Below are 12,997 nucleotides of genomic sequence, written 5' to 3'. Positions count from 1 at the left end.
CTCCCCGGACGCGATGCAGGAGTTGGGCCGCAGGATCGCCGCGCTGCTGCGCCCCGGCGACCTCGTCCTGCTGACCGGCGAGCTGGGGGCGGGCAAGACCACGCTGACCCGCGGCCTGGGCGAGGGCCTGGGCGTGCGCGGGGCCGTGACCTCGCCGACGTTCGTGATCGCCCGTGTGCACCCCTCGCTGACCGGCGGGCCGGCGCTGGTGCACGTGGACGCGTACCGCCTGGGCGGCGGACTGGACGAGATGGAGGACCTGGACCTCGACGTGTCGCTGCCCGCGTCCGTGGTCGTCGTGGAGTGGGGCGACGGCAAGGTGGAGGAGCTCTCCGACGACCGGCTGCACGTGGTGATCGCGCGCGCGGTCGGCCACGAGGAGGTGCTGGACGACGTGCGCGAGGTCGCGGTGCGCGGGGTCGGGGCGCGCTGGACCGCCGGGGCCGGGCTGGAGGCGTTGGCGGGCGCCTTCTCGGAGTAAACGTACCGACAACTCGTCGGCAAGATATTGCGCTGGTGGCAGCCCTCGTGGTGACATGGTACCGAGAGTTTCTTAGGTATGCCTAAGTTCGGTGTCCCGGGGTCCAGGAGGCAGCCATGTCGGCACCAGCAGGAGCACAGCGCGATCCCCGCCCGTCCGTCGTCTCCATGCGGACGCTGCTCGCCGCCGGAGTGGCCGCCACCGCCGTCTCGACACCGCCCGCACGCGAACACGTACCGGGCGGGCCGCAGGACGGCACCGCACGCGAAGAGGCCGCTCCGGAATCCGAAGCGGCCTGAGTCGCACGTACGGGTGAAGGTCGGGGAGCCCGGTCAGGGAACGACGACGACCTTCGAGTTGATCGTCGCGAAAGCCCACATCGCGTCCCCGTCGGCACGCGTCATGCGGATCCCGCCGGTCTTCTTCGCCGCGTCGGGCGCCGGCGTTGCGCCGTCCGAGCGGGCACTGAAACCGACCGCCACCCCCTCGGCGGTGGCGAACCGCACGACGTGCTCGATCGGCACGCCGTCCGAGCCGGTGACCGAACCGGAGCGCGAACCGACGACGTAGGTGCCCGCCTTCGGATGCACCGTGCTCGGCATCACCGTGAACGACTTCGGCTCCTGCCCGGACTCGCCCACCAGCCACACCCGCTTCTGACCCACCGAGTACACGACGCGCGTCCCGATGCCGGAGCCCTCCGGCACGGGCGCCGCCTTCGCCGCGTCCTGCTTGGCGGCGGGCAGGCTCGGAGCGGGGGCCGGGTCCTGCGCGGCCGCCTTCGGCGGGCGCGCCGGCGCCGTGGCGGAGGCCTGGTAGCCGAGGAAACCGACCGCAGCCACCGCCGCGATGGTGAGCCCGGCCACGATTCCCGAGCTGCTGCGTGCCACCTTGCTCCACCTCTCCGCGCTGACCGACACCCGACCGGTGCCTCGACCGGCAGTTCGGCCGACCGCTCGACCGATACCTCAGTGATCCCTCGGTCGAAAGGTAGCAGCCGCCCCCCTTTCCGACCGGCCGCAAGGGGCGCGGCCGCCGGAGTCGTAGGCTGTTCGCGTGCTCCTGCTCGCTGTAGATACCGCCACGCCCGCCGTCACCGTCGCCCTGCACGACGGCGAGACCGTCCTCGCCGAGTCGAACCAGGTCGACGCCCGCCGCCACGGGGAGCTGCTGCTGCCCTCCGTCGACCGGGTCCTCGCCGAGGCCGGGGTGAAGCTCGACGCCGTCACCGGCATCGTCGTCGGCGTCGGACCCGGCCCGTACACCGGACTGCGCGTCGGCCTCGTCACCGCCACCACCTTCGCCGCCGTGCTGGGCGTGCCCGTGCACGGGCTGTGCACGCTCGACGGCCTCGCCTACGCCGCCGGCACCGCCGGGATCGAGGGCCCCTTCACCGTCGCCACCGACGCGCGGCGCAAGGAGGTCTACTGGGCCCGGTACGAGGACCCGCGCACGCGCGTCGGACAGCCCGCCGTGGACCGCCCGGCCGAGATCGCCGAACAGGTCGCGGGGGTGCCCGCGGTGGGCCAGGGAGCGCTCCTGTACCCCGAGGTGTTCCCGGACGCGCGCGGCCCCGAGCACCAGTCCGCCGCCGCACTGGCCTCCCTGGCCGCGGAACGACTGGCGGCGGGGGCGGACTTCCTGCCCCCGACCCCGCTCTACCTGCGCCGGCCCGACGCGCAGGTGCCCAAGAACTACAAGGTGGTCACCCCGCAGTGACCCCGGCGACCCCGCACACCCCGCACACCCTGCGCGAGATGCGCTGGTGGGACATCGGGCCCGTGCTGGAACTGGAGCACGAGCTGTTCCCCGAGGACGCCTGGTCCGCCGGCATGTTCTGGTCCGAGCTCGCCCACGCCCGCGGCCCGCAGGCCACCCGCCGCTACGTGGTGGCCGAGGACGCGTCGGGCCGGCTCGTGGGATACGCCGGGCTGGCCGCCGCCGGCGATCTGGCCGACGTACAGACCATCGCGGCCGCCCGCGACCAGTGGGGGACCGGGCTCGGCGCCCGGCTGCTGACCGACCTGCTGCGGGCCGCCACCGCGTTCGAGTGCGCCGAGGTGCTGCTGGAGGTACGGGTGGACAACACCCGCGCCCAGAAGCTCTACGAGCGCTTCGGCTTCGAGCCCATCGGCTTCCGGCGCGGCTACTACCAGCCCGGCAACGTCGACGCGCTCGTCATGCGACTGACCGACCCCGCACAAGCACGAACTGAGAGCAGTGAGAGCAATGGCTGACGAACCGCTCGTCCTCGGAATCGAGACGTCCTGCGACGAGACCGGCGTCGGCGTCGTCCGCGGCACCACCCTGCTCGCGGACGCCATCGCGTCGAGCGTCGACGAGCACGCCCGCTTCGGCGGCGTCGTGCCCGAGGTGGCCTCGCGGGCCCACCTGGAGGCGATGGTCCCCACCATCGAGCGCGCCCTGAAGGAGGCCGGGGTCAGCGCCCGCGACCTCGACGGCATCGCGGTCACCGCCGGGCCCGGCCTCGCCGGAGCCCTGCTGGTGGGCACCTCGGCGGCCAAGGCGTACGCGTACGCGCTGGGCAAGCCGCTCTACGGGGTGAACCACCTGGCCTCGCACATCTGCGTGGACCAGCTGGAGCACGGCCCGCTGCCGGAGCCCACGATGGCGCTGCTCGTCTCCGGCGGGCACTCCTCGCTGCTGCTGGCCCCCGACATCACCTCCGACGTACGGCCGCTGGGCGCGACCATCGACGACGCGGCGGGCGAGGCCTTCGACAAGATCGCGCGCGTGCTCCAGCTGGGCTTCCCCGGCGGCCCGGTCATCGACCGGCTCGCGCGCGAGGGCGACCCGAAGGCGATCCACTTCCCGCGCGGGCTGACGGGGCCGCGCGACGCGGCGTACGACTTCTCGTTCTCCGGGCTGAAGACGGCCGTCGCGCGCTGGATCGAGGCGAAGCGCAACGCCGGCGAGGAGGTGCCGGTGCGCGACGTGGCGGCGTCCTTCCAGGAGGCCGTGGTGGACGTGCTGACGCGCAAGGCGATCCGGGCGTGCAAGGACGAGGGCGTCGACCACCTGATGATCGGCGGCGGTGTGGCCGCCAACTCCCGGCTCCGGTCGCTCGCGCAGGAGCGATGCGACGACGCGGGGATCATCCTGCGGGTGCCGCGGCCGAAGCTGTGCACCGACAACGGCGCGATGGTGGCGGCGCTGGGCGCGGAGATGGTCAAGCGGAACCGGGCCCCCTCCGACTGGGACCTGTCGGCGGACTCCTCGCTGCCGGTGACGGACCCGCACGTGCCGGGGACGTCCCACGGGGGCGGCGACGGCCACGGCCACGGCTCCGGCCACGGGCATGCGCACGGCTCCGGCCACGGCCACGGTCACGACCACGACCACGTGCACGAGCTGAGCAAGGACAACCTCTACTCATGAGCACCGTCGCGCTGATGTGGGAGGCCCGGGCCGCCGACGGCCGGGGCAACGAACTCCTGGAGTGGGCCCGGGCCCAGGTCCTGGCCCGGGAGCCGGTGCGCCGCGAGGTGTTCCGGGCCCCGCAGGACCGGGTGCTCGTGCTCACCTGGTGGGAGGCGGCCGAAGGGGTGTCGGCGGACCTTCCCGAACTGCCGGAGCCCGCAGCCGACTTGATCACGCGGGCGGTGCACCGCTGGCGGTTCGAGTCGGTGGAGGTCGAGGGGGCCTGACGGCTCCGGCCCGGTCCGGGCGCGGCCCCGGGCTGCGGCTATGGTCATGTGCATGCCTCGCCGTGACCTGCCGCCTCCGCCGCCGCCCGCGCACCTGCGCGCCTGGCCGGACGAGGACCACGCACGGGCCGACCGTGCGCGCTTCCTGCACGACCTGGGCCAACGCAGCCTGGGCATCGGGCGGTTGCTGCTGCTCTGGGCCGTCTCGGCCGTCTTCGCCCTCGGCTGGTCCTTCGTGGGCATGGCCCTGGTGGCCTTCGAGCAGGGCGACCCGGTCTCGTTCGTCCTGGCGCTCGTCTTCCTCGTCCTGGGCTCCGGGGTGCTGGTGCCGGCCGGGTTCTGGTTCGCGTGGGGCGCCCGGCGCGACCGCGAGGTCCGGCGGCTGCTGTGCGCGTGGGCCGAGGCGGGCCGGGACCCGGAGGCCGACGCCCGGATGCGCGCGCCCGGCCGGAGCCTGACCTGGCTGCTGGCCTCCCTCGCCCTGGGCGCGGCCGGGCTGTGGGTGACCTTCGGCGTCGCCGTCTCGGCCCGCCCGGGCCAGGAGACGTACGGCGAGGTCGCGTACTACATGGGCCTCGGCCTGATCCTGTGGATCACCGCCCTCCTGGGCATCGCCAAGGCGGCCGCCCACTACCGCTGGGCCCTCCGCACGACCCGCAGACCGCCGACGCCGTAACCAAGGAGGCACGCCTCCCGCCGACGGCCGGGGCGCGAGCCCCGTCGGCGGGGCGCCTGCCCGCAACCGGACCACGGCTCAGGCTCGCGCAGTGGCCCGACGGCCGAACCCCCGGCCCCCGACGGCGGCCCATGCCGGGGCGCCTGCCCGCAGCCGGACCACGGCTGAGGCCGCGGAGTGGCCCGACGGCCGCACCCCGACCCCCGACGGCGGCCGATGCCGGGGCGCGGGCCCGCAATCGGGCCACGGCTGAGGCTCGCGCCGGGCGGCCTGCCCCCAAGCCGGTCGCCGACCGCGAGCTGGCCACGGCCGCGGGCCCCGGGTTGCGCTCGAGGCCGGGGTGCTGGCCCGGAACCGGGCCATGACCACGGCCCGCGTAGCGGCGCGGGGCTGCGGCCCACCCGCCGGGCGGGCTTGCGGCCCAGGCCGGGCGCCGGCCCGCGACAGGGCCAGCGCTACGGCTCGCGCAGTGGCACCGGGCTGCGGCCCACCCGCCGGGCGCCGGCCCGCTGGCGGCCCACGACTGCGGCCGGCGCAGCGGCGCGGGGTCGGGGCTCCCGCCAGGGGCGCCGGGCCGGAACCGGGCCGGGACTACGGCCCGCGTAGCGGCGCCGGGCCGCGAGCCGCCCGCCGGGCGGGCTGCGGGCCAGGCCGCGCAGCGGCTCGCGCCGGGCGCCGGCCCGCGAGAGGGCCGCGCCTGGCCGGCGGTCCGGTGGCGCGGGCCGCAGGGCCGTCAGCCGGGCGCGAGCCCTGCCGGCGGGGCCGCGCGGAGGTTACCGGGGAGGCGTCGCCGCAGGCGAAACGGCGGGGTGGCCGATCAGCATCGACGGAGCGCCCGCCACCCGGGTCAGGAAGACCGTCGCGGAGTTCGGGCCCTGCGGTTTGACCTTCTTGCGCAGCTCCTCCGGCTCCACCGCCGAGCCGCGCTTCTTCACGGTCAGGATGCCCACCCCGCGCTCGCGCAGCAGGGCCTTCAGCTTCTTCAGGCCGAACGGCAGCACGTCCGTGATCTCGTACGCCGTCGCGTACGGCGTCGCGCGCAGCTCGTCGGCGGTGACGTACGCGATGGTCGGGTCGATGAGCCGGCCGTCCAGCTGGGCGGCGACCTCGGCGACCAGGTGGGCGCGGATGACGGCGCCGTCGGGCTCGTACAGCCAGCGGCCGACCGGCCCGGCCGGCGGATCGGGCAGCGGATCGGCGGTCCGCAGCTCGCGCGGCCCCGGCAGCAGGGTGGCGCGCACGGTCCCGGGCGCGGTCCCGAACCACAGCACCGCCTCCTTGACGTCCCCCTGGTCGGAGATCCATTCGGCCTCGGCCTCCTCCGGCACGGCCTCGTGCGGGATCCCCGGCGCGATCTTGATGGCCGCGTACTTCGCCGTACGGGCGGTGGCGACGGCCCAGGACAGCGGCGGCGAGTACGACTCCGGGTCGAAGACCCGCCCGCGCCCGCCGCGCCGGGCCGGGTCGATGAAGACGGCGTCGTAGCCGGAGGTGTCCACCTCCGTCACGTCCGCCTCCCGGACCTCGATCAGGTCCGCCAGCCCCAGCGCCTCGGCGTTGGCCCGCGCGACGGCGACCGTCAGCGGGTCGCGGTCCACCGCGAGCACCCGGATGCCGAGCCGGGCCAGGGCGAGGGCGTCGCCGCCGATGCCGCAGCAAAGGTCCGCGAGGCTGCGTACGCCGAGGGCCGCGAGCCGCTCCGCCCGGTACGAGGCCACGGACGCGCGGGTGGCCATCTCGCCGCCGCCGGGCGTGAAGTACATCCGGAAGGCGTCCTCGACGCCGAACTTCGCCACCGCGCGCTGGCGCAGCCGGGCCTGCCCGAGCACGGCGGAGACCAGCCCGGCGGGGTGCTCGCGGCGCAGCCGGGTGGCCACGGCCAGCTCCTGGGCGGGGTCGTAGTCGCGCAGCGAGTCGAGGAGGGCGTGGCCCTCGGGGGTGAGGAGGGCGGCGAAGTCTTCGGGGGTCACGGGTCCATTGTCGGCGACGGGACGGACCCGGACGTGTGGGCCAGTCGAAGGAAGGTGCGACCGCGTTCGCGGTGTCTTCCGGGAAGCCCGTGTGTCGGGTGCCAGGATGCGCTGCTATGCAGCTAGTACGACAAAAGGAACATAACTCGCAACAAGGTCACCGGTACGCGGCAGGTCCGCGCAGCCGGTTCGGGGTGGCCGTGGCAGCCCTGCTCGTCGCCGCCCTCGGAACGGCGTGCGGCTCCGGCGGATCCGACGCGCCGGACAAGGCCGCGAAGGAGAAGGCCGCCAAGGCCGCCGGCGGCGCGGGCGCCGCGGGCGCGCTCAGCGCCGCCGAGAAGGCCAAGGCGGCCCAGCAGGCACGCGTCGCTGCGGCGAAGCGGTGGGGGCTGCGCAAGACGCCGCTCACCGCCCCGGCCGCGCCGAAGGAGAAGCCCGCGATCACCACGCGCGACGGCTTCGAGGTCGAGGACCAGGAGGAGTACCCGCCGGTCTTCACCACCGTCCCGACCGAGGACAAGGTCGTCTTCCTGACGATCGACGACGGGTCGGAGAAGGACCCCGAGTTCCTGAAGATGATGAAGGAGCTGAAGATCCCGTACACGGCCTTCCTCAGCGACTACCTCGTGCGGGACAACTACCCGTACTTCAAGGAGATGCAGGCCGCCGGCGTCACCCTGAACAACCACACGATCAACCACCGCTACATGCCCGGCCTGTCGTACGAGCAGCAGCGCGAGGAGATCTGCGGTCAGCAGGACACCATCCAGAAGCAGTTCGGCAAGCGGCCGACCCTCTTCCGGCCGCCGTACGGCAACTACAACCAGGACACGCTGCGCGCGGCGAAGTCCTGCGGCATCAAGGCCGTCCCGCTGTGGAACGCCGAGGCGTTCACGAACCGCATGGACTACCGCGAGTGGGACCGGGACCTGCACCCCGGTGACATCATCCTCACGCACTTCCGGGGGAAGGAGGACTGGAAGGGCACGATGCCTGACATGATCCGTCATGTCATGAAGACCGTCACGGACAAGGGGTACGCCGTGGCTCGCCTGGAGGATTATCTGTGAAGCACGCGCGCCGGTTCGTAGCCGGAACGCTGGCGGCCGGCGCGCTCGCGCTGTCCCTGACGGGGTGCGGGGACAGCGCGGACAGCAGTGGACGACTGGGCCGCACGACGCAGGGGACGGAGTCCGCGTCCAAGGACCCGAAGGGCCCGAAGGATTCGAGGGGTGCCGACGCCGCCGAGCCGTCGGCACCCGCGACACCGGCGCCGGGGGGCGCGGGCGACGAGGCGTACCGGAAATGGGGCCTGACGGCCCCGCTCGCCTACGCGCCGAAGCCCGCCCAGAAGCCGCAGATCCCGAAGGCCGCCCCCGGCAAGGTCCCGGTGATAGACCGAATACCCGTGCCGGACGGGGAGAAAGTCGTCTTCCTGACCTTCGACGACGGCGCCGAGAAGGACCCCGAGTTCCTCAAGATGGCGGCCGATCTGAAGCTGCCCCTCAGCATGTTCCTGACGCACAGCGTCGCGTCGTCGGACTACGGGCACTTCGAGAAGCTCCGCGACAACGGCTCCGGCAGCACGATAAACAACCACACGCTGACCCATCCGAACCTCCGGACGCTCTCCTTCGCGGCGCAGAAGAAGGAGATATGCGGCCAGCAGGACCACCTGCAAGAGCGCTTCGGCACGCGCCCGCCGCTCTTCCGCCCGCCGTTCGGCAACTACAACGACGACACCCTCCGGGCAGCCTCGGAGTGCGGTGTCTCGTCCCTGGTCCTGTGGCGGGTGTCGATGCAGATCAACAACTTCCAGTACGCCGAGGGCTCCGCCCTCCACCCGGGCGACATCGTCCTGGCACACTTCCGCGGCCCGGCCGAACTCAAGGGCACGACCGAAACCCAGATGACGACGCGCATGCTCCAACGCATCCAGGAACAGGGCTACCGCATAGGCCGCCTGGAGGACTACCTGTAGGGGGCGGGGGCCTTGGCTTCGGGGGCCAGGTCCCGGCCGGGCGGAATCAGAGGAGGCGGGGCGGGGTTTCCCGCCAGTCTCATCGTCCTTCCGTGTCGGGCCGGCCCCTCAAGGGCGCTCCCTTCGGTCGCGTCGCTACGCGATGGCCTGCGGCCACCCTTGACCGACCGACCCGCCACGAAAACACGAAGACAGCCGGGAAACCCCCAAAAGAACGAGCCGGGCCCGCAGGACAGGGACGGCCACGTCGGCACCCTCCGGGCACGGGTCCCGCTACGCCCCAGATCGCTACGCGCTCCACGCTCACGGCGACTGCGATCCGCCTGTGGCCGGACATAAGCCGCCCACGATCGCTACGCGCTTCACTGGTCTCGGCGACTACCAGCCGCCTTGGGCCCGACGTGGGGCACATTGAGGGCTACCTGGCGTCAGCGGACGACGGGGGCCAGCCCGGCTCGCCAATCGCTGATGCGTTTGCGGATGCTGGGCACCATCGGAAGGTCGTCGGTGGCGTCTGGGGTGAACCACGCGACTTCGAACGACTCGTCAGACGTCTGGAGCCTGCCCCCGGTGGGGTGCGCGAGAAGACAGATCGAGAATTCCTGCCGGACTTCGCCGTCGTCGTAGGCAAAGACGTGTCCAGGGTCGGTGTACGTACCGACGATCCCCTTGATCTCGACCGTGATGCCCGTTTCCTCAAGAGTCTCCCGGACCGCGCAGTCGGCGATGCTCTCCCCCAGTTCCATCTTGCCGCCCGGCAGCGCCCACATCCCGTTGTCCGTGCGTCGCTGCAGCAACACCCGCCCGCGGCCATCGACGACCACCGCTGAAGCCGCCGGTATCAAGCTGTTCGCCAAGGGGGCGTTGGGATCGTCCTGGTAGTCACGCCTGGGCATTTCGCCTCGTCTCCCGAATGTCGCATCCATCTGCCTGCGTCGTAGGTGCATCAGTCTGCGGCCTCGATGTTGCCCACAGCAGTGGTGAATTCGCCCCCGGACGCGATATCGCGGACGCGCACCGAGCAGCGAATTCGGTCTCACTGCTGTTGCGTACGGCGACCTACCTCGGGTCCTCGGGTGTTCGGACGGGAGTCGAGGTCAACGAGATGACGCTGGACTCCGCGTCCTACGTCCTGGAATACGACTTCGACGCCTAGTCCCCTACCGACCCACCAGCTCAGCGAACGGATATCGGCCCAAGGCGGCTCGCAGACGCTGAGACGTGCGGAGCGCGTAGCGATCGTGGACGGCTTATGTCCGGCCACAGGCGGACCGCAGTCGCCGTGATCGCGGAGCGCGTAGCGATCGTTGGCGCGTCCCGACGTGCCCGGACATCTGTGATGGGGCCGTCCCTCGCCCGATCGCCCGGCTCGTTCTTTTGGGGTTTCCCGGCTGTCTTCGTGTTTTCGTGGCGGGTCGGTCGGTCAAGGGTGGCCGCAGGCCATCGCGTAGCGACGCGACGAAGGAGCGCCCTTGAGGGGCCGGCCCGACACGGAAGGACGATGAGACTGGCGGGAAACCCCCGCCGCCGCCTCCTCTGATTCCGCCCGGCCGGGACCTGGCCCCCGAAGCCCGGCCCCGTCCTCCCGAAGCCCCGCCCCCCTACGCCCGCACCGTCGGTGTGATCGTCGTTTCCGCCGGGTCGCGGGCGTCGGCCTCGCGTTGGCGTTCCGCGCTGTCGCTGATGCGTAGGAGGAGGGCGATCATGATCCAGTTGGCCAGCAGGGACGAGCCGCCCTTGGCCAGGAAGGGGAGGGCCTTGCCGGTCAGCGGGATCAGGCCCGTCACGCCGCCCGCGACCACGAAGACCTGGAGGGCCAGCGCCGAGGCCAGGCCGACCGCCAGCAGTTTGCCGAACGGGTCGCGGGCGCCGAGTGCCATGCGCAGCCCCCGCTGCACGAGGAGTGCGTAGAGGATCAGGACGGCCATGACCCCGGCCAGGCCGAGCTCCTCGCCCACCGTGGTCAGGATGAAGTCGCTGCGTCCGGCGAACGCGATCAGCTCGGGGTGGCCCAGGCCGAGGCCCGTGCCCGAGATGCCGCCCGTGCCGAAACTGAACAGCGCCTGCGCCGACTGGTCCGAGGTGATCCCCGGCGGCCGGTTCTCCCAGTAGTACGACAGAGGGTTGAGCCAAGCCGCCACGCGGGCCTTGACGTGGGGCTCCGTCGAGCCGACGACGAACGCGCCGGCCGAGGCCATGACCAGGCCGCAGACGATCCATCCGGTGCGCTCGGTGGCGACGTACAGCATGACCACGAACACGCCGAAGAAGATCAGCGAGGTGCCGAGGTCGCGCTCGAAGACGAGCACCAGCATCGAGACGATCCACACCGTGACGATCGGCCCGAGCTGCCGCATCGGGGGCAGTCGCATCCCCATGAACCTGCGGCCCGTCAGGGCCAGCGAGTCCCGGTGGACGACCAGGTACCCGGCGAAGAAGACCGCGATCATGATCTTCACGAACTCGCCGGGCTGCAGCGAGAAGCCGAAGAGTTTGATCCACCGCTTCGCGCCGTACGTGTCCGCGCCGAAGAAGGCCGGCGCGATCAGCAGCACCAGCGCGACCGCCATCGTGAGGTAGATGAACCGCTGCAACAGCCGGTGGTCGCGCAGCAGCGCCAGTACCAGGAGGCAGGCGGCGACCCCGACCACCGTCCACATCAGCTGCTCGGGGGCGTTCGCGTCGGAGTTGTAGCGCTCGATGTAGCCCTGGTCGAGGCGGTGCAGCAGCACCAGCCCGAGCCCCGTCAGCAGCATGGCGAGGGGGAAGACCAGGGGGTCCGCGTAGGCCGCGAAGCGGCGCACGCCCAAGTGCCCCACCAGCGACAGCAGGGTCAGGCTGATGGTGAAGCCGGCGAGGTCGGGCGGCAGCTCGTCGTTCATGGCGAGGCCCGCGGCGGCGTGGCCGAAGACGGCGATGGCGATGACGAAGACGAGGAGCAGCGCCTCCGTACGGCGCCGGGCGCCCGCCGACGTCAGGGGCTTCAGTCCACGCACGGGATGCCGCCACCGTCCTTGGGGGCGGACGGGGAGGGCGGCGGGGGCGCCGCTTCCGGCGAGGACGGAGGTGAGGACGGTGCGCCGGAGCCGGGGGAAGCCTTGGGTCCGATCTGCTCGTTAATGAGGCGCTTTATCTTCATATCATCTACGACGTTGATGTCCTCCCCATGGTTCCTTCCGAAGCCTTCGATGGGAAGCGTCGTGAACTCCACCCTCCCCCCGGACAGGCTCTTCGCCTGCTTCACGAACGCCGTGAGGTCCCATCCCTCGTCCGTGACCACGTCCTGCTTCGCGACGTCGACCAGCCTGAGCAGCTTCACCGGGTCGGTGAACGTCCCGGCCGAGTTCAGCTTCTTCGTCGCGCCCGCGAGGAAGGCCTGCTGCCGCTTCGTCCGGTCCAGGTCGCCCCTCTCCAGGCCGTGCCGCTGGCGCACGAAGGCGAGCGACTGCCGGCCGTCGAGCGTCTGCGGTCCCGCGGGGAAGTCGGCGCCGGAGTACTTGTCCTTCACCGCCTTGTTCAGGCACACCGGTACGCCGCCCAGCGCGTCCGCCAGGTGGTGGAAGCCGGCCAGGTTCAGCTCGGCGAAGTGATCGACCGGGACGCCCAGGAAGTTCCGCACCGTCTCGATCTGCGCCCGGCGCCCCGCCTCCCGGCCCGCCCGCTCCAGCTGCCGGCCGCCCTTGGCGCCCTGCGCGACGAGCTGTTCCTGCTTCCGCTCCTTCGCCAGCCCGTATGCCTTCTTGATCTTGTCCTTGCCGTGGCCCGGGATGTCGACGAAGTCGTCGCGCGGCACCGAGAAGGCCTTCGCCCGGCTGCCGTCGCCGGGCACGTGCAGCAGGATCAGGGTGTTCGCGTTGTAGCCGCCGATGTCCGAGCTGCCGGCGTGCAGTTGGTCGAGGACCTCCTCCGGCAGCTCCTCGCCGTTCTGGTCCCGGCGGCTGTCCAGCCCCACGAGCAGGATGTTGGTGTCGCCGAACTTCGACTTCTCGGCGCCTTCGAGGGCCTTGGAGCTGGCGATGCCGGCGGCGAGGTCCCGGTACAGGTACCAGGCGCCGCCGCCCGCCATGACCGCCAGCGCGCAGCCGGTGACCAGCAGCGCGCGTCCGATCCGCCGGCGGCGGGACGGGCGGTGGTGGGACGGGCTGCGGCGGGACGGGCGGTGGCGGGGTCGGGTCGTCGTGGTCTGCCTCGGCTTCCTCCGGTGCGCGCTCATGCCAGCCC

The 12,997-nt window shown here is 72.4% G+C and carries 14 protein-coding genes; 9 read left to right on the top strand and 5 right to left on the bottom strand.

Going from position 1 to position 12,997, the window contains the following annotated elements:
- Positions 1-13 precede the first annotated feature (13 nt).
- Both tsaE and ACFYP3_RS13960 read left to right on the top strand, forming a co-directional pair.
- Complete coding sequence (tsaE, locus tag ACFYP3_RS13965; RefSeq protein WP_388831456.1) at positions 14-481, top strand: tRNA (adenosine(37)-N6)-threonylcarbamoyltransferase complex ATPase subunit type 1 TsaE; 468 nt, start codon at positions 14-16, stop codon at positions 479-481.
- A gap of 116 nt (positions 482-597) precedes the next feature.
- Positions 598-780, top strand: coding sequence for a hypothetical protein (locus tag ACFYP3_RS13960; RefSeq protein WP_388831361.1), 183 nt, complete (start codon positions 598-600; stop codon positions 778-780).
- A gap of 33 nt (positions 781-813) precedes the next feature.
- On the opposite strand, the gene ACFYP3_RS13955 is transcribed toward ACFYP3_RS13960, so the two are convergent.
- A complete protein-coding gene (locus ACFYP3_RS13955) occupies positions 814-1,371 on the bottom strand; it encodes a hypothetical protein (RefSeq protein WP_388831359.1) in 558 nt (185 codons plus the stop codon).
- 166 nt (positions 1,372-1,537) lie between these two features.
- Between ACFYP3_RS13955 and tsaB the strand changes: the two genes are divergently transcribed.
- The 5 genes from tsaB to ACFYP3_RS13930 are packed head-to-tail and all read left to right on the top strand — an operon-like array spanning position 1,538 to position 4,825.
- Complete coding sequence (gene tsaB, locus ACFYP3_RS13950) at positions 1,538-2,200, top strand: tRNA (adenosine(37)-N6)-threonylcarbamoyltransferase complex dimerization subunit type 1 TsaB (protein WP_388831357.1); 663 nt, start codon at positions 1,538-1,540, stop codon at positions 2,198-2,200.
- 38 nt (positions 2,201-2,238) lie between these two features.
- Positions 2,239-2,718: a ribosomal protein S18-alanine N-acetyltransferase gene (gene rimI, locus ACFYP3_RS13945; RefSeq protein WP_030710386.1), complete on the top strand. Its 480-nt coding sequence runs from the start codon at positions 2,239-2,241 to the stop codon at positions 2,716-2,718.
- Positions 2,711-3,880, top strand: coding sequence for a tRNA (adenosine(37)-N6)-threonylcarbamoyltransferase complex transferase subunit TsaD (gene tsaD / locus ACFYP3_RS13940; RefSeq protein WP_388831355.1), 1,170 nt, complete (start codon positions 2,711-2,713; stop codon positions 3,878-3,880). The genes rimI and tsaD overlap by 8 nt, the downstream gene beginning before the upstream one ends.
- Positions 3,877-4,149, top strand: a complete 273-nt coding sequence (locus ACFYP3_RS13935) for a hypothetical protein (protein ID WP_388831353.1) — start codon at positions 3,877-3,879, stop codon at positions 4,147-4,149. The genes tsaD and ACFYP3_RS13935 overlap by 4 nt, the downstream gene beginning before the upstream one ends.
- 52 nt (positions 4,150-4,201) lie before the next feature.
- Entirely contained in the window at positions 4,202-4,825 is a 624-nt protein-coding gene (locus tag ACFYP3_RS13930; RefSeq protein ID WP_388831351.1) for a hypothetical protein, read from the top strand.
- A 773-nt stretch (positions 4,826-5,598) separates the two neighbouring features.
- On the opposite strand, the gene ACFYP3_RS13925 is transcribed toward ACFYP3_RS13930, so the two are convergent.
- Positions 5,599-6,795 (bottom strand): methyltransferase domain-containing protein, encoded by a 1,197-nt coding sequence (locus ACFYP3_RS13925; RefSeq protein ID WP_388831349.1) that lies wholly within the window; start codon positions 6,793-6,795, stop codon positions 5,599-5,601.
- A 194-nt stretch (positions 6,796-6,989) separates the two neighbouring features.
- Between ACFYP3_RS13925 and ACFYP3_RS13920 the strand changes: the two genes are divergently transcribed.
- Together ACFYP3_RS13920 and ACFYP3_RS13915 are read left to right on the top strand one after the other, a co-directional pair.
- Complete coding sequence (locus ACFYP3_RS13920; RefSeq protein ID WP_388831347.1) at positions 6,990-7,865, top strand: polysaccharide deacetylase family protein; 876 nt, start codon at positions 6,990-6,992, stop codon at positions 7,863-7,865.
- Entirely contained in the window at positions 7,862-8,776 is a 915-nt protein-coding gene (locus ACFYP3_RS13915) for a polysaccharide deacetylase family protein (RefSeq protein WP_388831345.1), read from the top strand. Before ACFYP3_RS13920 ends, ACFYP3_RS13915 begins: the two co-directional genes overlap by 4 nt.
- A gap of 428 nt (positions 8,777-9,204) precedes the next feature.
- On the opposite strand, the gene ACFYP3_RS13910 is transcribed toward ACFYP3_RS13915, so the two are convergent.
- The 3 genes from ACFYP3_RS13910 to ACFYP3_RS13900 all read right to left on the bottom strand — a co-directional run bounded on the left by ACFYP3_RS13910 (position 9,205) and on the right by ACFYP3_RS13900 (position 12,989).
- Positions 9,205-9,672, bottom strand: a complete 468-nt coding sequence (locus ACFYP3_RS13910; protein ID WP_388831454.1) for an NUDIX hydrolase — start codon at positions 9,670-9,672, stop codon at positions 9,205-9,207.
- A 705-nt stretch (positions 9,673-10,377) separates the two neighbouring features.
- Positions 10,378-11,772 carry an FtsW/RodA/SpoVE family cell cycle protein gene (locus tag ACFYP3_RS13905; RefSeq protein ID WP_388831343.1) on the bottom strand — a complete coding sequence of 465 codons (1,395 nt, stop codon included), beginning with the start codon at positions 11,770-11,772 and terminating at the stop codon, positions 10,378-10,380.
- The gene (locus ACFYP3_RS13900; RefSeq protein ID WP_388831341.1) at positions 11,760-12,989 is read right to left on the bottom strand and encodes an LCP family protein; all 1,230 of its coding nucleotides are present in this window, start codon (positions 12,987-12,989) and stop codon (positions 11,760-11,762) included. The genes ACFYP3_RS13905 and ACFYP3_RS13900 overlap by 13 nt, the downstream gene beginning before the upstream one ends.
- Positions 12,990-12,997: the final 8 nt, after the last annotated feature.

Source organism: Streptomyces sp. NPDC005533 (genome assembly GCF_042871845.1).
Taxonomy (GTDB): domain Bacteria; phylum Actinomycetota; class Actinomycetes; order Streptomycetales; family Streptomycetaceae; genus Streptomyces.
This window is presented reverse-complemented; position numbering and strand designations above follow the sequence as displayed.

Excerpts from the sequence above, each read along its gene's own strand:
- tsaE (WP_388831456.1), top strand. The coding sequence starts at position 14 with ATGCAGGAGTTGGGCCGCAGGATCGCCGCGCTGCTGCGCCCCGGCGAC.
- ACFYP3_RS13930 (WP_388831351.1), top strand. The coding sequence starts at position 4,202 with ATGCCTCGCCGTGACCTGCCGCCTCCGCCGCCGCCCGCGCACCTGCGC.
- ACFYP3_RS13935 (WP_388831353.1), top strand. The coding sequence starts at position 3,877 with ATGAGCACCGTCGCGCTGATGTGGGAGGCCCGGGCCGCCGACGGCCGG.
- ACFYP3_RS13900 (WP_388831341.1), bottom strand. The coding sequence starts at position 12,989 with ATGAGCGCGCACCGGAGGAAGCCGAGGCAGACCACGACGACCCGACCC.
- rimI (WP_030710386.1), top strand. The coding sequence starts at position 2,239 with ATGCGCTGGTGGGACATCGGGCCCGTGCTGGAACTGGAGCACGAGCTG.
- ACFYP3_RS13960 (WP_388831361.1), top strand. The coding sequence starts at position 598 with ATGTCGGCACCAGCAGGAGCACAGCGCGATCCCCGCCCGTCCGTCGTC.
- ACFYP3_RS13910 (WP_388831454.1), bottom strand. The coding sequence starts at position 9,672 with ATGCCCAGGCGTGACTACCAGGACGATCCCAACGCCCCCTTGGCGAAC.
- tsaD (WP_388831355.1), top strand. The coding sequence starts at position 2,711 with ATGGCTGACGAACCGCTCGTCCTCGGAATCGAGACGTCCTGCGACGAG.